Origin of the sequence: Venatorbacter sp. C2-1 (assembly GCF_022832715.1) — a bacterium.
Classification (GTDB): Bacteria; Pseudomonadota; Gammaproteobacteria; order Pseudomonadales; family Oceanobacteraceae; genus Venatoribacter; species Venatoribacter alkanivorans.
Genome location: NZ_CP094879.1, coordinates 554,374 through 572,120, shown reverse-complemented (window position 1 = coordinate 572,120; position 17,747 = coordinate 554,374). Strand labels below are relative to the sequence as shown.

The window sequence follows — 17,747 nt, the reverse complement described above, 5'->3', positions numbered from 1 at the left end:
CCTGCTTGCTACTTACTTCACATGTGAACTATATTTGCTTCACATGTGAACTAAATTGCCGTGCGGTCATTAACTATGGATAAACGTCTTTTCTACCTGCTCAACAGCGCACGCCACCGGGTATACAAACACGCCGATCAGAAGGCCGAAGAAGCTCTGGGCATTTCCGTAACCCAGCTTGGAGCCCTGATGCTGATTGCCGCCAATGAAGGTTGTCTGCTGAAGGATCTGGCGCAGAGCCTGAATCTGAATAATTCGGCCCTGACCGGTCTGGCAGCACGGATGGAACACAACGGCCTGATAGAACGCCGCGCCTGTGAGCTGGATGGCCGCGCTTCGCGTCTTTATCTGACCCTGCTCGGACGCAGCAAGATCGACAGCGCCAGGCCGCTGATCAGCCAGCTGAATGCCGCCATGACCGAAGGTTTCAGCGAGCAGGAAGTGCTGGTCATCCTGCGATTTTTAAACCGCTTACTGAGCGAATTCTGAACATACGGAGGACAGCATGGAAAAAATTGAAGTGATGACTCAGGGCGGGCGACTGCTCAGCGCACGCTTATTCAACGCCAGCGAAGCCCACTCGGTTGTTGTCGTTGCCGGCGCGATGGGTGTGCCCCAGGGCTGCTATGAAAAGTTTGCGCATTTTCTCTGCGAGCAGGGCCACAACGTTATTACCTTCGATTACTTCGGTACCGGAGAATCACTGCAGACACCTCTGCGCCATTGCCAGACCAATATCAGCGACTGGGGCGAAGAAGACTGCACCGCCATTATCCGCTTCGCGCGGGATTATTTTCCCGGACTGAAATTACAGTGGATCGGCCACAGTGTTGGTGGCCAGTTGCTGGGAATGATTCCCGCCGTTAATCAGATTGATCAGGCCATTACCGTGGCCTCAGGCAGCGGTTACTGGCGCGAAAATTCACCGCCGACCAAACGCGTGGCCTGGCTGCTTTGGTATTTCATCGCACCATTAAGCGTACCGCTGGCCGGTTATTTTCCCGGTGCCCGATTAAACATGGTCGGCGATCTGCCCGCCAATGTGATGCGCCAGTGGCGGCGCTGGTGCCTGAACCGCGAATACGCCGTGGGCGCCGAAGGTGAAGCCATGCGCGCACGCTTTGCCAGTGTCACGGTTCCGATCACCTCGGTTGCCTTCAGCGACGATGAAATGATGTCACGGCGCAATGTCGAATCGCTGCACAGCTTTTATCAGAATTCACCACGCACCATGATCCGCCTGAAACCGGCGGATATCGGTGAAAAGAAAATCGGCCATCTGGGCTGGTTCCGCGAGCGCTACCGCGATTCCGTCTGGGCCGGGCAACTGCTGCCCTTGCTGCAATAAGTTTTACCGCGAATTAATCACAATAGCTCACCACCATAATTCACCCAAATAAGAGAGAGAAAACGATGAGCCAGTTTTTAAAAATGTTTGAACAACTCGGTGCACAGCAATTTTCGGCCGGTATCGGCATGGTCGCCCCGTATTTTTCCACCATTGATCCGGAAGTCACCGAACTGCGTCCGGGCTACGCCAGTATGATTCTGCGTAACCAGAAAAAAGTGCATAACCATATTGGTACTGTTCATGCGATTGCCATGTGCAACGCGGCTGAATTAATGGCCGGCATTGTGACCGACGCCAGCATCCCGGCTGGCGCACGCTGGATTCCGGCGGGTATGAGCGTGAAATATGTGGCTAAAGCCAAAACCGATTTAAAGGTTGAGGCCGATTGCAGTGCGGTGGATTTTTCCCAACCCGGAGAAGTGCATATTCCGGTCGCTGCTTACGACGACCAGAACACGCTGTGCTTTACCGCCGATATCACCATGAATGTGAAGCATGCCTGAAGCTTATAAAAACAGGTGTCCGTTAATGGACGCCTGTTTTTCCTGTAATCAGACACCAATCAGCTTACGATAACGCTTAATCAGTTTTTTCAGCCGCACCCGGTCGAGTATCAAACTTAACAGCGGATTTAATACCGTTTCTTTTTTTGCCCCACTCCCCCAGCGGCGTAAATGGCGTTTGATTAATGCCATGGTAGCGACGCTGGCGATGGCCTTATCTTTCCATTCGATACGCGCCAGCGGTAACTCAAACGCCGGATTCTGTTGCCAGCGTTTGGGCAGATCAGGGCAGACCGCCAGTGCACTGGCCATCCCCAATAATGCCACACCGGCATTAACAACCTGTTCCGCCGTCTGCAGACGGGTAATACCACCGGTACTCATGACCGGCATATTAGCGACTGCCGCAATCTGTGCGGCGAATTCGAGAAAATACGCTTCGCGTGCCAGAGTGCGGCCATCGGCGGTACGTCCCTGCATTGCCGGAGCTTCGTAGCTGCCGCCGGAAATTTCAATCGCATCGACCGCCAGCGGATTGAGCCATTCCACCACCGCTTTGGCATCGGCAATATCGAATCCGCCGCGCTGAAAATCGGCGGAATTTAATTTAACCGCAACAGCAAACCCCGGTTTAACCACAGCGCGGATACGACGGGTAATTTCCAGTAATAAGCGCGCACGGTTTTCCAGACTACCACCCCATTCATCCGTGCGCTGATTGGTCAGTGGTGATAAAAACTGGCTGAGTAAATAACCGTGTGCCGCATGAATTTCCACACCATCAAAACCGGCTTGTTCAGCCCGCTGCGCGGTGGTTACGAAACGGCTGATAACGTCTTCAATCTCTGCTGCAGTCATCGCCTGTGGCCGGGCGAATAAATGCGAGTGCTTACCCAGATCCACCGCCACTGCAGATGCCGACAACACCTTACCGCCCAGTGCGGCATACACCTGACGGCCCGGGTGATTAATCTGCATCCAGATTTTTGCGCCCTGCTCCTTCGCCGCCTGTGCCAAAGCAATAAAAGGGGCCAACGGCGTTTGCGCTTCCAGCGCCAGACCACCGGGGCCGGTCATCGCCAGATGATCGACCATGACGTTACCGGTAATGATCAGGCCGCTGCCGCCCTGTCCCCAGCGCCGGTAGAGATGAGTCAGTGCCGCATCCGGCAGTAACCGCGCATCGCCCATATTTTCTTCCATCGCCGCTTTGGCGATGCGGTTAGCAAGCTGCTGACCGTTAGGCAGGGTCAACGGCGTAAAGACAACTGAGCTCATAACAACTCCCGATCATTGGTTGGTGATAACTGAACAGCGCCCATGTTAAATTTAAAGTTAACTTTAAGTTCAACTGATTTTTTTATGCCGTTTTCATCTGTCGATAAATCCTCTGTAACCCCCTCCGGCAAAGCGGATACACGCTTAATGCGCATTGGTGAGCCAGGGCCTGTTGACACTAATTAAACAGGCCTGTTATCGGATAAAAATTCCTCAGACAAGGCGCTGAGAGTGTGGCCTAACGGGTTAAGCGAGCGAACAGCAACGCAGAATGAGGGATTTTTAGCCATAACCCTTCGGGCTGAGGCCAGTTTTCCCCATTAACTTCGTCGCTCGTCATTCATTTAGCCCGCTAATATCACTCCTCTCTCCTTGTTCTGAGAAAAACTGGCTCTCAGCAGGCCCGATTCACTTAGTGTCAACAGGCCCTAGCAGCCCATAGTCAGACGCCTGCGTCCACCATCCGCTATTACGAACAGCAGGGCCTGCTGAGTGGCGTGCAGCGTACCGCTGGCGGCAGCCGCCGTTACGATGGCAGCGCACTGTTACGCCTGCAGATGATCCGCAGCCTGCAGAATATGGGCTTTGCGCTGGGGGATATTCCGGCCCTGCTGCGCGATGAGCAGCAAGCTGTGGATCATGAGCGGGTAATGACGACCCTGAATGGCCGGCTGGAGAATATCGATACCTTAGCCAGCCTGCAACGGCAGCGCGATCAGTTGCATGCGCTGCGTTGCCTGCTGGAAAGCAGCTGGGAGGCAGGCCATTGTCTGAGTGACGAGCAGATTCTGGCGCTGCGCGATCAGTATCTGCAGCCGCCAGACCGTGCGGGCAATCAGGACTGATTCAGGCGCGCGACTGTAGCGGCCACATCTTCAGCGCTGTGGCGGATCTGCTCAATCACATCCGCTGCCTGCTGAATCTGTTCGCCCACCTGTTTTGTCTGCTGCTGGGTTTTTTCCATCTGCTCCATCGCCGCACGGGTCAGGGCTTCATTCGCCTTAACCATTTCGTCGATTTCCAGCGTTGAGCTGTTAGTTCGCGATGCCAGACTGCGCACTTCATCGGCGACCACCGCAAAACCACGGCCATGCTCACCGGCACGCGCCGCTTCAATCGCAGCATTTAATGCCAGCAGGTTGGTTTGTTCAGCAATGCTGCTGATGGTGGTGACGATGGCGGAAATTTCCGCCGATTTACTGCTTAGTTTGCTGATGCTCTGTGCCACATCACCCACCTGCGTCGCCACCTGCGCCGATGCCGTAACACTGGCACGTAACAGACCACTGCCATTCTGGGCCAGGTTAACGGTATCGGCCGAATTACTGCGTGCCAGCTCCGATGCTTCACGCACCTGCTCGGCCTGCAGCACCCGTTCGGTAATATCGCTGGCAAACTTAATCACCTTAATAACGCGTTTTTGCGCATCAAAAATCGGGTTATAGCTGGCTTCCAGCCATACCGTACGGCCACGCTTGTCACGTCGTTCAAACTTACCGCTCTGCACCCGCCCCTGTGCCAGCCTTTGCCAGAAGTCCGGCTGCTCGCGGTAAAAAGCGTCGTTGCAAAAAATGCGGTGATGTTTACCGCGCAATTCTTCCGCCCGGTAGCCCATGGTGTTCAGGAAATTGTCATTGGCATCGAGAATGGTGCCATCCGGGGTAAATTCAATAATGGCCTGCGAGCGGTTCAGCGCATCCATTACCGCTTCCTGGCTACGGCGTTTTTCTGTATTAGCCGTTACGTCCTGAGCCAGCTTGATAACACGAATCACACGGCCATTCTGCAACACCGGAAAATAGGTAGCGCGCAGCCACAGGCGCTCCCCTTGTTTATTAATCCGCGGAAAAGAGCCGCTCGCAAATTGTCCGGCGGCAAGCTTTTTCCAGAACGCACGGTACTCTTCTGAAGCCGCATAGTCGGTGCTGCAAAACATACGGTGATGCTGGCCCACCACCTCATCGCGGCGATAGCCAACCACCTGCAGAAAAAGATCATTCACATCCTTAATCGTGCCATCCGGGGCGAATTCAATCATTGCAGAATCCTGACGCAATGCCTGCTCCAGTGCCTGAGCACTGGCCAGGGCCTGTTCAAGCTGCTGAACCTTGTCTTTGTTTTTATCGAACCACATAACTGCTCCGGAATAAGTTTGCATACAGGGTACACACGCTCTCAATCTAGCCCAGTCCTGCCTGCCCGCCAGTGCTGACTACAAGCGACAGGCACTATTTATAAAAACCAGTGATGTATAACAATCCGGCATCGTGTTGCAGGCATAAAAAAGCCGCCAAACGAGGCGGCTCCGGGCTTTAAGTACAACAGCGGTACAACAGCAGCACAACAGCAACGCCGCTTACTTTTTCAGCACCACACGATAGCGCGGGCTGCCGTTTTCCAGACGGTCGATGGCGCTATTCACGTCCGCCATATCAAACACTTCTACTTTAGGTTCAATATGATGGCGGGCGGCAAATTCCAGCATCTGCGCAATCACTGCCGGACTGCCAACCGGCGACGACGACACCGAACGCTGGCCGCCCATCAGCGAGAACACATTCAGCTCGACCGGTTCCAGTACCGCACCGACCAGATGCAATCGGCCTTTCGGGCGCAGGGTATTTACATACAAACCCCAATCGAGTTTTACATTCACCGTCGACAGAATCAGATCGAAATAACCGGCGGAATCTTTCAGCGCCTGCTCATCACGGGAATCCAGCGTACGGTGTGCACCCAGCTCCAGCGCTTCGGTGCGCTTGGCTTCCGACGAGGTAAAGGCCGTTACTTCACAGCCCCAGGCATTGAGGAACTGCAGCGCCATATGGCCAAGACCACCAATACCCACCACGCCAACACGCGCCGTGGGTTTAACACCAAACTGCACAATAGGGTTAAACACCGTTACGCCACCGCAGAACAGCGGCCCGGCCACTTCGCTGCTGACGTTATCCGGCAGTTTCACCACGCTGGCTGACTGTGCCCGCACCTTGTCGGCAAAACCGCCATGACGGCCAACGATAGTGCCGCGCGCGCCGGCACAGAGGTTGTGGTCGCCTTCCATACAGGTCTGACACTCGTTGCAGTAACCGGAATGCCAGCCGAGGCCGACCCGATCACCCACCTGCAGTTTTTTCACATGAGCGCCTACCGCACTGATGCGCCCCGCCACCTCATGGCCCGGCACAAAGGGATAGCGGGTCATGCCCCATTCGTTATTCAGCATGCTCAGATCACTGTGGCAGATACCGCAGTATTCAACATCGATTTCCACATCATGGTCACCCAGCGGGCCCGGATCGTATTCAAACGGCTTGAGTTCACCACCCGGTTCGAAGGCTGCGTAGGCTTTGATCATGGTTGTTCTCCTGACATAAAAAATGGGCTTAGCGGTTACACCTGAGCTGATGCCGGCGTGCGCTGTTCACACGCCGTTGTATTACACCGACAAAAGACTGCGATGACTCAGACCAGCACCAGCTCAACACGGATATTACCGCGGGTAGCGTTAGAGTATGGACATACCTGGTGTGCCTTTTCCACCAATGTCTGAGCGACAGTGTTATCCATGCCCGGCAGGCTGATATGCAGCTCAACGTCGATGGCAAAACCCACACCCTTATCATTAGGGCCAATACCCACATGCGCGGTGATGGCGGTGTCGGCCGGCAACGCGGTTTTATCCTGCATCGCCACATACTTCAGCGCGCCAATAAAACAGGCGGAATAGCCTGCCGCAAACAGCTGCTCCGGATTTGTACCATCACCACCGGCACCACCCAGTGCTTTGGGTGTGCTGAGTTTGACATCCAGCGCCTGGTCAGATGAGACAGAGCGGCCATCACGGCCACCGGTTGAGGTTGCCTGGGCGGTATACAAAATTTCCATAGGATTCTCCGTTTTCGGTTCGTCGTTGCTGGCACCGTCTTCTGCTGCTTGCTTCTGCCCGCTGCCACCAAGATATAGTTATCGCGATAACTATTTGCCTGTAAAAAATGGCCTTGTGCGGCCAGAACGGAGAAAAGATTATCGCAATAATCTATTGCTCGCAATATAAAATCATTCCCCCTGCAATGCCCGGCGCAGAACATCCAGCCGCTCTTTCAGATCCATCAGCTCCGGAATGGCTGCATTGCAGTGACTGGCGGCACAGGCATTCACCTGCAACGCCTTCTCGCGCAGGCTGCGGCCATGCTCACTGAGGCGAATCTCCAGCAACCGCTCATCGGCGCTGCTGCGCGAACGGCTGATCAGGCCCTCAGCCTCCATCCGCTTGATTACCGGCGTTAACGCCCCCGGCTTCTGCCCCAGACGCGCGGCAATATCCTTCAGCCCCAGACCGTCCTGCTCCCACAGAATCAGCAACACCAGATACTGCGGATAGGTCAGCCCCAGCGGCTCCAGCAGGGGTTTATACACCTGGGTCATCGCCAGCGAGGTGGCGTACAGAGAGAAGCACAATTGCTTATCGAGCAGCAGCGGATTGGAATCGGACATAAAGGCTCGGGCCTGCGTGATCAAAGATGACAATAGGGGAATGCTGCCATAAGCCGGCGTTGCGGAACAGTGTTGGTGGCAGCTGTAGGCTGGCAGCTGTAGGCTGGCAGTGTGTGGAAGCGGATCTTATCCGCGACTTGTGGGAGAGACTTGTGGGAGAGACTTGTGGGAGAGACTTGTGGGAGAGACTTGTGGGAGAGACTTGTGGGAGCGACTTTCAGTCGCGATACGACTCGCTACACCGCTCTGCTTTCTACTCGCTCCCACGCTCTGCGTGGTAGTGCTGCCGCTGGAGGTAGTTGTGTTCTGAGTTGTAGCCGCTGCGCGGGCTGGTTGCTGTGTCTGACTCGCTCCCACGCTCTGCGTGGTAGTGCTGCCGCTGGAGGTGGTTGTGCTCTGAGTTGTAGCCGCAGCGCGGACTGGCTTTTGGGCTGCCGCCCGGCCCTATGACCTCTTTGAGGGGTCTTACCCCTCACGCCGGTCGGGCAAACTCCCTGCTTCGCGCTGTGCAAGACTTCATCCGATCTGAATAATCCTGCCGTCTCGGTAACGCGAATAATGGGCCATCCATGGCCCTATTCGCTCGCCCGGCATCCATGCCGGGACGTACCGGCGCAGAATGATTCAAACCGGCGTCCTGCAGGCGCACAAACCATCAATCACGCAAAACCGAATATGAAACAGGCGCTGAATCGTAGGAGTGGATCTTATCCACGACAGACAAAAGCCTGTCATTCACACCAAAATGTAGGGAGGGCACTGCCCACCAAATATCTGAAAGGAAAGCCGCTGCTCAACAATAGGTGGCGGATTTCCACTGTCGCCCTTTGCCACTTGTAACCATTTTTATCAATTATTGAACCCATACCAGAACTTCAGTACTCTTCAGACCAGCAGGGAAGCCGTATCCGCACGATACAACACCAGAACTCAGACCGTCAGGTCTGTTTATCTGGCTCAGCACCGATACCCTCCCCGCCCGAAATCTGACTGTTTTATCACGCAATTCCTGCCCCGCGCTTATAAGGACGGGCGGCAGCGTGTGTGAAAAAAATCAGCTGCTGTCTGTGACCGGAAGACACGGAAAACCTTCGACAGAAAAATCTGTATATGCAAACAGTATATTTTCCGTTTGCCGGAATCTGATGCGCGATTTCGCTCCTGTAGCAAAACGCGCATGCGCGAGTTGATACCTTCAGCCCTGAAAGATGCCCGAAAAATCAATCGTTTAGGGTTTTACGAAAAGTGATAACGCGCAAAGTGTAAAGAGCGATTCAGGGCAAAAGCACGCATGCGCGTTTATATCCTGACAAGAAAGAGAATAACGATGATTTTTACAGCCCGGACAATGGGTTAGGCTGGAAATCTGAATAAGGGCTCAGGTGTGTTAACGAGCATGCCTACGAATAAACTGTTAGGTGAACAAAAGGACTAAACATGACCGTATACGTAATTCTTAGAATAACTGTTCACGATCCTGATAAACTAAAAGCCTATCAAAAAGTAGCCCCAGCAATCATTGAACAGTATGAGGGGACACTATTGGCGCGAGGCGGAGAGGTTGTCTCACTGGAAGGGTCTACCGATAATCGAAGAACTGTCATAATCGAGTTTCCAACGATGGAAAAGGCGAAGTCCTTTTATCGGTCTCCAGAGTACACTGATGCAATACTGCTTCGCAAAGGTGCGGCGGAGTTCGAAGTGATGGTTGTGGAAGGTTTTGCCTAAGATAGCCAAATCACCTAACACGGCGCTCCACCCGACTAAAAACCGCTACGCGGTTTTCGTCGGGTGAGCTAGGCGTTAAATGGCAAATATGAATATCGACTCTATTAAACAAGTTCTGAAGTCTTGGATAAGTGAGGGTTTCCTCGAAGGTGAGCTCTCAGTAGAGCCAGAGTGGTATGTCTTGTGGCGTCCGGAAGAACTGGAAGAGTTCAATCGTGATTATCAACTCGCTGAGTATGCTCCTGGTTTCCTAACCTTCGGTGGCAATGGTGGCGGTGAGCTTCTGGTTGTAAATGAATTAGGCGAGGTGTTCTACATGCCATGTATAGGCATGGCACCAGATACAGCAATTAAAATTGCAAACAGCCTTCAAGAATTCAAAGGCTATATGCAGCAATGAGCAAGCCATTTAACAAGGCCAAGCAGCATCGCGCACTACGTGCGCTGGACCTCGCTACGCTCGGCCGCTGTTGGCGGCGTTAGGCTTAAAAAAAGAACTCGAACATGAAACTGTTTAACTCGGAAATTATTGACCTCGTAAATCAGTATTTTTCGAATAATGAAGAGTACGTTGAATCCATATTGGTGGCCTCTTATGGTTTTAATATTCAATTTCTAAGTTTTACTATCTACTGTAGCGAACGGGTGTTTGCCTCAATTGGCGGCAAAACCTACGAATGGGAGGATGCCCCAACTTCAGCACCATGGGGTTTACTCGGTCGGCAGTTAGCAGTAAAAGCTTCCTTAAAAGGCCCTTCAATTTTTAGCATTACATTTACTAGTGGCGATTCAATAGATATTGAAACCTGTGAAAATCAATATGAGTCAGTTATATTCGAATTCCCACCTGAAGATGGTGCGCTTATTATGGAAATTTTTTAATGCATCAAGAGCCTAACAAGTGCATCTTGCAGGACTGACGCGCCGGCTGATTGAGGCGTTATATTTTAAGGTTAAAGTTTTGAGAATAAATAATACATTTTGCGGAGACGAGCCAACTTGGGCAAATGCATGTGTTGGAAACAACGGAAACCCTAGCTATGTCGAGTATTCAAAGGGATTCTCACAAGCGGCAAATGTTTTGATAGATTTGGTATTAAATAACCACGGTATAGACTATCCAGTTGATGACTTAATTTATCCAGTTTGCTTTAATATGAGGCATTCTATCGAATTAAGGTTAAAGGGGGCAGTCGAAGAGCTTATTAAGCTATCACAAATACAGAAAAGAACACTTCAATTTGATCTTTCTGGTTCTCATGACATTGGAAATATATGGAAGTTCTTTAAGGAAGAATCTGAAAAACTAGACATTCGATATGTCGATATCAATACACGCCTTGAATCTACAATATTAGATGTGGCTGAAATAGACTCGACAGGTCAAACATTCAGATACCCTGTAGATACGGAAAGTCAAAAACATCTGACAGATGTATCAACCATCAACTTTTTAAGGCTTAAGCAAAGGTTTAATGAGTTAGAAAAAAATTTGGATTCTCTTCATTTTTTGAACACTTATCTGTTAGAAGAGTATAACCTATATTCATTTACAACCAAAATGTCAAGAGCGAAGCTTTTTAATTTAGCTAATGATCTACCGAATAAATCCACATGGAGAGAAGAAAGTTTTGGGGGAATTAAAGTAGATTTAAAAAACAAATACTCCCTTAGTAGTAATGACTTGAAAAAATCAATTAATTTGATTCTAAACCACTACGAGATGGCTCCAATGATTGGTGAAATTATTTCATTAAAGTCATTAGGATTCGAAGAGTTATGTCTATTACTAGATGAGTGGATAAAAATAAACCCTGAAATCAAAACGAGGCACTTAAATGAACATAAATTTGTGTCTATTAGTTTCTCTAATATTGAAGAGATGGCAAAAGTTTTTGAAAAATCACAACAAAGAAGGGTTGCCAAAGACGAAGTGTGGGAGGAACTATCCCCTATGATTACACCGAAAGTTTTGGCTGGATTTAAAGCACTATTTTATTTTGCAAACTATAAAAAATTTTCTGAATACTATGAAATTCTATATGAAAATGAGTTAAAGGACGCTTCTTTTTACTTTGATAGTGACAAGGAAACTTTTAAGAAGAGTTTCTTCCACTTGTACGACAAAGCAAACTTGGTTGATAATTTTATCATTTCACTTTTATTCTTAAACCATCAAGAGATAGCTGAAAAATTAATTACTAGGTATGGATTAGATAATGCATTCTCATGGTTTGAAGAGGCTAGAAGTCGAGAATTATTTATGCTACCAGATATCTGTGGATACAATAAAATATACCAAACTTTTTAAGAGTGATTCGCAACGCGTGGCATTTTTACTATGCGTTGGTTTTAGTGTTTAAGGTGGTATGCGGGAGCTTCAGTATTGCGTTGCTCACACCTTAACAGGGCGTTAGAACCCCGCACTACCATCCCTTAACCTGCGCAAGTCCGCTGTCCTCAATCAGTCATCCCTACCCCGCCTGCTGTACCTGTTTTTCCAGTTCAGCCACCAAACCGGGCTCCAGTTTTAATTGCCGTGCCAGTTCCTGCAGGTAGGCTTTTTCCATAAAGTTCTGTTCATCCACGATTAACACCGAGGCCAGATAGACTTCGGCGGCTTCTTCCGGTGTTTTTACCTGAGCAGCGATTTCTGCCGGGTCGAGTGGCTTGCGCAGTTCCTGTTCCACAAAGCGGTTTACGTCTGCCGTTGCGCCCATGGCCTGCACGGCGTTGCTGATGCGCTGCTGTTCGGCGTCGTCAATATGGCCGTCCGCTTTGGCGGCGGCAATCATGGCAGATAACAGCAGCAGGCTTTCACGTTCGTTCAGTGCGGGGGCGCTGATATCGGCCTGCTCTGGCAAAGCGGCCGGAGTCTGAATTGCGGCATCATGGTCGCTACCAGTCGCCGCTGCGTTTTTACCGGCTTTCCAGCTCTGGTAGGTTTTAAAGGCAACAGCAGCCAGCGCGGCGCTGCCGCCGACTTTCAGGGCGGTTGATCCCAGTTTGCGGCCGCTTTTTGAACCCAGCAGCAAACTCAGTGCACCGCCACCCAAGGCGCCTTTGGCCAGGGTCGATAAGGTATCGCTGCGGGCGTCGCCTTCCGCCGGAATATTCAGTGCTTTCTCCGCGCCCTGCCTGCCTTGCCGGGCAAGATCCGTGGCAGAGCTGAGGAACAGATTCACCAGTCCTTTAATATCCATAACGCATACCTGATAACAAATGAGTCCATTACCAGTATGCGGATTTAAATTTAAGGTTGGGTCAGGGATTGTGAGGAAGGGTCAGGCAGGGCATGCAAGGTTATTCGATAAAATTTACAAAATAATAAGCAGGCAGCGCAGCCACAGAGGTTAACAGCCGCAGTCTGAGCCGCTACTATCATTCCGTTACTCATTAAGTGCAGACGGAATTATTTATGAGCAAGGATGCAGAAAAAACCACATTTACCGCGCAGTTATTCGCTCCGGCAAAAGCCGCTGGCGATGATCTGCGGGCGTTTCTGATTTTGCCTAAAGAAGTCAGTGATCTGCTGCCCCGCCGTGGCCGCACCAGTGTCGAAGGCACCATCAATAACCACCCCTTTCAGGCAACACTGGAGCCGGACGGCCAGCTCAGTCACTGGCTTAAAATGGATAAAGCCCTGTATGAGGCCTGTGGCGCAAAAATCGGTGAGACTGTCACTGTAGAAATTGCTGCCATGCAAAAGGAGCCAGAGCCTGCGCTGCCTGCCGATTTTCAGGCCCTTCTTGATACTTCACCGCAGGCCAAAGCGGTATGGGAAGCAACAACCACCATTGCCCGGGTCGACTGGATTCACTGGATTGAGTCTGCCAAGCAGGCTAAAACCCGCGCAACCCGTATAGAAAACGCCTGCGATATGCTCGCATCGGGTAAAAAGCGGGTGTGCTGTTTTGATCAGTCCGGGTTTTACAGTAAAGCTTTGCGTTCGCCGGACGCTAAAAATTAAGCAATATTAAAAGCCTGACAGACCTGATGCACAGGCCCGCCAAATATGCATTATTCCGCACATAATTCTTTATCGCTGTAACGGGTAGTCAGATAGCGCTTCTGCGCTCTGGTTAATTTCTGAAAAATCAGCCGGTAAGAATGATCGACCATACGTTCCAGCTCACCGTCGGGCACATCGCCGTCCAGCAGCACGGTATTCCAGTGGGTTTTATTCATATGGTAGCCGGCAATTACAGCGCTGAATACATCACGTAATTCCACCGCCTGCTGCGGATCACACTTCAGGTTAATCCGCGCTTTGCCGTCTTTTTCGTACAGCAGGGCAAACATTTTGTCCTGTACTTTATAAACATAAGCATCCGGGCCGAAGGGAAAATCCTCCAGCGCTTCGGGCTTGCTCAGCAGGTAAGCACGCAGGGTCTGAAAATTCATAATCTGAAACCTGACAACAACTAAGTCTGATACGTTTAAAGCAGTTTTTTAACGGCCGCATAATCGGTACCGCGCACGCGCTGATAACCCACATACACCGTTGGGTAACCGCCTATACCCAGCGCTTTTAATAGCCAGGTTTGTTTGGCGGGTTTTTCCACATCGTAATCCAGATAATCAACATTGTGCTCGGCAAATTCACCACGCAGTTTTTTGCAGTAGCCACACCATGTGGTGCCATAGAGCACAATGCGCGGAGCGCCGTTGTCATCAAAGTGTTTGGAAAAAATGCGTTGTTCCTGCGCGGTTAAAGCCTGCTCGCCAAAGTTATTGGCCAGAACCGATGCATAGTGAGCGGCGTTGTAGCCCTGCATACGTTCGCGGCCAACCAGCAGTGTGGGCACGGTACGCGGGTTGCCGTAACGCTCTGCGCCTTGCGGGTCGCGGTCGGTAACAACAATTTCGGCATCAATATAACGGCGGCGCAGTTCGGCGCTGGCGTCATTGCAGGGCTCTCCGCAACTGCTGTTAATCAGCAATACCGCCCGTGGATTACCAGCACTGTCATACACACCGGAGCCGCTGATGCGGGCAAACCAGTCATTCAGGGTGTCGCCGAGCGGCAGGTAAATATAGGCCGCGACAGCCGCGGCCAGTATCAGCAGTTTTTTCATGCCTTACATCCTTATATGGCTTATTCAGGTTGCGGTTAAACGTCCTGATTGTGGAAATTAAAGCTCAGGGGTTAAGTACTGTTGCGCCATCGCTCGGCAGTTCGCGCGCCACGCGTTTTACCCGCGGCGTCAGCTGGCAGAACAACTCATAGCTGATGGTGCCACACAGTTCTGCGATATGGTCGACGCTGAGATGCTCGCCCCAGAGTTCAACCGGCGAGCCGATCTGCGCGTGCGGATGGTCGGTAAGATCGACGGTGATCATATCCATCGACACCCGGCCAATCAGCGGGCATTCAACACCGTCCACCAGCACCGGCGTGCCGGCCGGCGCATGGCGCGGATATCCGTCGCCATAACCAATAGCGACAACACCGATGCGGGTATCGCGTTCAGCCGTCCAGTCACCGCCGTAGCCTACGGTTTCACCGGCGGGTACGTCGTGGGTGCTGATCAGTTGTGATTCGAGGCTCATTACCGCTTTCAGGCCCAGCTCGGCAGCGCTTTTATAATTCAGCGGCGAGCTGCCATAGAGCATGATGCCGGGGCGGCTTAAACCTTCGGCGACCAGTTCATCATTGATGCGTTTTTCGGTCAGCAGGCCGGCACTGTTGCTGATGCTCAGCGGCACCGGCCAGTCGCGGCTGTAGAGGGTATCAAGCTGTGCGGCGAGTACCGGAGACTGCCATTCATCGGCACTGGAGAAGTGCGAAATCACATAGCGCAGTTCCAGTTGTTCATCGGCGCCGATCAGGGCGAGGATGTCGTCGGCTTCGCTGACGCGGAACCCTAAACGGTTCATGCCGCTGTTGATCTTCAGCCACACCCCCACCGGCTGGCTCAGCGTGGCGCTGGCCCGGTCCTGCAGCTGTTTGCGGTGATGCACCACCAGCTGAATTTTGTGTTCGGCGGCCAGTGTCCATTCATGCGCGTCGTAAGCGCCCTGCAACACCACCAGCGGACGGCGGATACCGGCTTCGCGCAGGGCCAGAGCCTCGTCAACACAGGCCACGGCAAAGCCGTCGGCGCTGCTCAGGGCGCGGGCGCAGTTGACCAGCCCGTGGCCGTAGCCATTGGCTTTGATCACCGCATAGGCCTTACCGCTGACGCCGGATTTGGCCAGTTGGTAATTGTGGCGGAAGTGAGACCAGTTGATTAATGCGCGCGTTGGACGTGTCATGGACGTGGGAACAACCTCGAAAATAGGTACAATAGCGCTTTGGCCCTGCCACAACCAGTGATGCCGGTATCAATAACGCCGTAACCGCTATGGCGGGAATCGTTCGCTGATACGGAATGCCGGGTATTTAGTGCAGGGCCGCCGGAGTACAATGCCGGCAGAATCTGCCGGGCAGCCATTATGTCAGGCCTGTCCGGCAAAAACACCCGCTGCCTCTGGCTGCAAACCCGCTACGGAAATCACCATGCCCAGTCACCCGCTGTTTACCGACAAAACCATTGCCCTCTCGGCAACGCTGGCGGCGACCATTGGTCTGGAAGAAGCCGTGCTGCTGACCGTGCTTAACGATGCCGCCAGCATCCAGGGGCAGCATTGGGCGCGACTGCATAATCAGGCGCTGCGCAATCAGCTGCCGTTCTGGGATGACGTCAGCATCCGCCGGGTACTGCGCAGCCTGCTCGATAAAGGCCTGCTCAGCCTGCAGGGGCCGATGTTTCCCGATGCCGAAGGTCTGATTTACGCCTTCAGCGCCGCGCAACCACAGGGGCGTGCGCAACCCGGCAGCGAAGCACAGCCACAGCAAAGCATTGCCCCTACACAGCCAGGCCACTTTAAGCAGCCGCTGGAATCGCGCTGGCAGCCACAGGAAGACACCCTCGCCCGACTCGAACAACACGGTATTCCGCGCAGCTTTGCCTGGGCCCAGCTGGATACCTTTATTCTGCAGGGACAGGAACAGGGCGCGAACCGCAATGACTGGAACACCCGCTTTTTCCGCCATGTGAAGAGTCAGTGGGTATTCACTCAGAACGATGCACAGAAGCAACAACGCACCCTTGAGCGTGGTTTTCAGGGCACCGCGGCGGGCGTTAGCATACAGGAACGCAGTGCCTTTAAGCCGGCACAGGATGAAGCTGCCCCCATCAGTCTCGACTGGCAGCCGAGCCAGGATGCCTGCCAGATTCTGCAGCGTGCCGGTATCGACCCGCAGTTTATTACCGATGCTGTGGCCGAGTTTGTACTCTACTGGGCCGAACGTGGCGACGCGTTTAAAACCTGGAACAGCAAGTTTATTCAGCAGGTGCGCCAGCAATGGGCGCGCTACAGTGCCTCGGTGGAGCATTCCTCTCTGCCGACCCGTATTCCCGATAACTGGCAACCGGCGGAAGACTGCTACGACATTCTCGCCATGGGTCATATCGACCGTCAGTTTGCTCAGGGTCTGGTACCGGAATTTGTGCTTTACTGGCGCGACTCCAATCAGGTACATAACAGCTGGAACAGCCGTTTTCTGCAATACGTTAAACAGCAATGGGGCAAGCGTTTAGCCCAGACTTCGTCAGGAGAATCCTATGGCACGCACACCGGCCAGCACACAACTGCTCAACCGGGTTACGCAACAGCTGAAGCAAGCGTCCAGCGACTCAAAGACACCAGCTGGTGAAGCCCTGGCGCACGAGCCGAGCATTGAGCAGAAAGAAGCCATTAACCAGATTTTTGAGCTGTTCCGCTTTAATTATCACAACCAGTTTTTAAAGGCCTTTCCCGACCTCGACACCATGATTATGGCGAAGCGGTTATGGGCGCGGCTGCTGGGTGAATACAGTGGTGACGTGATGATGCGTGCCGCCGAAAGAGCGGTAAAAGAAAGCAGTTTTCTGCCCAGTGTGCACGAAGTACTGGCCCGCTGCGACGTGGCCGACAGCCTGGGTTTACCCTCGGCCCACGCCGCTTTTATGGAAGCCTGCCGCGCGCCATCACCGAAAAAAGAATTTAACTGGAGCCATCCGGCGGTGTATTACGCCGGCCGTGCCAGCGACTGGTTTTTTCTGGCCAATAATATTGAAGAAAAAACCTTCCCGGTATTTAAACGCAATTATGAAATATTGCTGAAGCGCCTGCAGAATGGCGAAAGTATCGAGATGGAAGTGGCCAAAGCGCTGCCCGAACACAGCGAGACACCGCTGCCGCGTAAAGAGCAGCAACAGCGGCTGCAGGAACTGAAGAAGCAGTTAAGTTAAAGCTCGCAACACTGTTCATTTAACGCTTTAAATCATTTTAAAACGATGCATGTACGTGAGAATCCTTTTCAGGGATTAAATAGCCGCTGCGCGAGCAGGCTTTTGTAATTC

Annotated in this window: 20 protein-coding genes and 1 pseudogene; 11 read left to right on the top strand and 10 right to left on the bottom strand. The window is 52.4% G+C overall.

The features are described 5' to 3' along the window. Positions 1-75: 75 nt before the first annotated feature. From MT343_RS02520 to MT343_RS02510, 3 genes are all read left to right on the top strand, one after another. On the top strand, positions 76-489 hold the full coding sequence (locus tag MT343_RS02520) for a MarR family winged helix-turn-helix transcriptional regulator (protein ID WP_145471100.1): 414 nt from the start codon (positions 76-78) through the stop codon (positions 487-489). Between the two features lie 16 nt (positions 490-505). Next, a complete protein-coding gene (locus MT343_RS02515) occupies positions 506-1,348 on the top strand; it encodes an alpha/beta hydrolase family protein (RefSeq protein WP_145471101.1) in 843 nt (280 codons plus the stop codon). 65 nt (positions 1,349-1,413) lie between these two features. Then, positions 1,414-1,854: a hotdog fold domain-containing protein gene (locus MT343_RS02510; protein ID WP_145471102.1), complete on the top strand. Its 441-nt coding sequence runs from the start codon at positions 1,414-1,416 to the stop codon at positions 1,852-1,854. 48 nt (positions 1,855-1,902) lie between these two features. On the opposite strand, the gene MT343_RS02505 is transcribed toward MT343_RS02510, so the two are convergent. Beyond that, entirely contained in the window at positions 1,903-3,132 is a 1,230-nt protein-coding gene (locus MT343_RS02505; RefSeq protein WP_145471103.1) for an NADH:flavin oxidoreductase/NADH oxidase family protein, read from the bottom strand. Next, positions 3,129-3,287: a hypothetical protein gene (locus MT343_RS02500; protein WP_186436052.1), complete on the bottom strand. Its 159-nt coding sequence runs from the start codon at positions 3,285-3,287 to the stop codon at positions 3,129-3,131. The genes MT343_RS02505 and MT343_RS02500 overlap by 4 nt, the downstream gene beginning before the upstream one ends. 282 nt (positions 3,288-3,569) lie before the next feature. Here MT343_RS02500 and MT343_RS02495 point away from each other — a divergent pair. Next, positions 3,570-3,977 (top strand): annotated as a pseudogene (locus MT343_RS02495) (MerR family transcriptional regulator); the annotation flags it as partial. Here the strand turns inward: MT343_RS02495 and MT343_RS19565 are convergent. From MT343_RS19565 to MT343_RS02470, 4 genes are all read right to left on the bottom strand, one after another. After that, positions 3,968-5,266, bottom strand: coding sequence for a methyl-accepting chemotaxis protein (locus MT343_RS19565; RefSeq protein WP_145471105.1), 1,299 nt, complete (start codon positions 5,264-5,266; stop codon positions 3,968-3,970). The pseudogene MT343_RS02495 and the gene MT343_RS19565 overlap by 10 nt on opposite strands. 222 nt (positions 5,267-5,488) lie before the next feature. Further along, complete coding sequence (gene ahr, locus MT343_RS02480) at positions 5,489-6,490, bottom strand: NADPH-dependent aldehyde reductase Ahr (RefSeq protein ID WP_145471106.1); 1,002 nt, start codon at positions 6,488-6,490, stop codon at positions 5,489-5,491. Positions 6,491-6,597: 107 nt separating this feature from the next. Further along, on the bottom strand, positions 6,598-7,020 hold the full coding sequence (locus MT343_RS02475) for an organic hydroperoxide resistance protein (RefSeq protein ID WP_145471107.1): 423 nt from the start codon (positions 7,018-7,020) through the stop codon (positions 6,598-6,600). A 171-nt stretch (positions 7,021-7,191) separates the two neighbouring features. Beyond that, the gene (locus MT343_RS02470; RefSeq protein ID WP_145471108.1) at positions 7,192-7,629 is read right to left on the bottom strand and encodes a MarR family winged helix-turn-helix transcriptional regulator; all 438 of its coding nucleotides are present in this window, start codon (positions 7,627-7,629) and stop codon (positions 7,192-7,194) included. Between the two features lie 1,437 nt (positions 7,630-9,066). Here MT343_RS02470 and MT343_RS02465 point away from each other — a divergent pair. From MT343_RS02465 to MT343_RS02450, 4 genes are all read left to right on the top strand, one after another. Continuing rightward, entirely contained in the window at positions 9,067-9,357 is a 291-nt protein-coding gene (locus MT343_RS02465; protein WP_145471109.1) for a DUF1330 domain-containing protein, read from the top strand. Positions 9,358-9,445: 88 nt separating this feature from the next. Next, the gene (locus MT343_RS02460; RefSeq protein ID WP_222428632.1) at positions 9,446-9,757 is read left to right on the top strand and encodes an SMI1/KNR4 family protein; all 312 of its coding nucleotides are present in this window, start codon (positions 9,446-9,448) and stop codon (positions 9,755-9,757) included. A gap of 104 nt (positions 9,758-9,861) precedes the next feature. After that, complete coding sequence (locus MT343_RS02455) at positions 9,862-10,239, top strand: hypothetical protein (RefSeq protein ID WP_145470938.1); 378 nt, start codon at positions 9,862-9,864, stop codon at positions 10,237-10,239. A gap of 79 nt (positions 10,240-10,318) precedes the next feature. After that, positions 10,319-11,668: a hypothetical protein gene (locus tag MT343_RS02450; protein WP_145470936.1), complete on the top strand. Its 1,350-nt coding sequence runs from the start codon at positions 10,319-10,321 to the stop codon at positions 11,666-11,668. Between the two features lie 163 nt (positions 11,669-11,831). Here the strand turns inward: MT343_RS02450 and MT343_RS02440 are convergent, their stop codons facing one another. Next, positions 11,832-12,560 carry a tellurite resistance TerB family protein gene (locus MT343_RS02440; RefSeq protein WP_145470934.1) on the bottom strand — a complete coding sequence of 243 codons (729 nt, stop codon included), beginning with the start codon at positions 12,558-12,560 and terminating at the stop codon, positions 11,832-11,834. A gap of 215 nt (positions 12,561-12,775) precedes the next feature. Here MT343_RS02440 and MT343_RS02435 point away from each other — a divergent pair, with 215 nt between their 5' ends. Next, a complete protein-coding gene (locus MT343_RS02435) occupies positions 12,776-13,327 on the top strand; it encodes a YdeI/OmpD-associated family protein (RefSeq protein ID WP_145470932.1) in 552 nt (183 codons plus the stop codon). A 50-nt stretch (positions 13,328-13,377) separates the two neighbouring features. Here the strand turns inward: MT343_RS02435 and MT343_RS02430 are convergent, their stop codons facing one another. The 3 genes from MT343_RS02430 to alr form a co-directional block, all read right to left on the bottom strand. Then, positions 13,378-13,761: an MmcQ/YjbR family DNA-binding protein gene (locus tag MT343_RS02430; RefSeq protein WP_145470930.1), complete on the bottom strand. Its 384-nt coding sequence runs from the start codon at positions 13,759-13,761 to the stop codon at positions 13,378-13,380. A 35-nt stretch (positions 13,762-13,796) separates the two neighbouring features. Then, positions 13,797-14,435, bottom strand: a complete 639-nt coding sequence (locus MT343_RS02425) for a glutaredoxin domain-containing protein (RefSeq protein WP_145470928.1) — start codon at positions 14,433-14,435, stop codon at positions 13,797-13,799. A 64-nt stretch (positions 14,436-14,499) separates the two neighbouring features. Then, complete coding sequence (gene alr / locus MT343_RS02420; protein WP_145470927.1) at positions 14,500-15,615, bottom strand: alanine racemase; 1,116 nt, start codon at positions 15,613-15,615, stop codon at positions 14,500-14,502. A gap of 151 nt (positions 15,616-15,766) precedes the next feature. Between alr and MT343_RS02415 the strand changes: the two genes are divergently transcribed. Together MT343_RS02415 and MT343_RS02410 are read left to right on the top strand one after the other, a co-directional pair. Then, entirely contained in the window at positions 15,767-17,059 is a 1,293-nt protein-coding gene (locus tag MT343_RS02415) for a DnaT-like ssDNA-binding domain-containing protein (protein ID WP_243989454.1), read from the top strand. Next, positions 16,968-17,636 (top strand): replication protein P, encoded by a 669-nt coding sequence (locus MT343_RS02410; RefSeq protein WP_145470924.1) that lies wholly within the window; start codon positions 16,968-16,970, stop codon positions 17,634-17,636. The genes MT343_RS02415 and MT343_RS02410 overlap by 92 nt, the downstream gene beginning before the upstream one ends. Positions 17,637-17,747 lie beyond the last annotated feature (111 nt).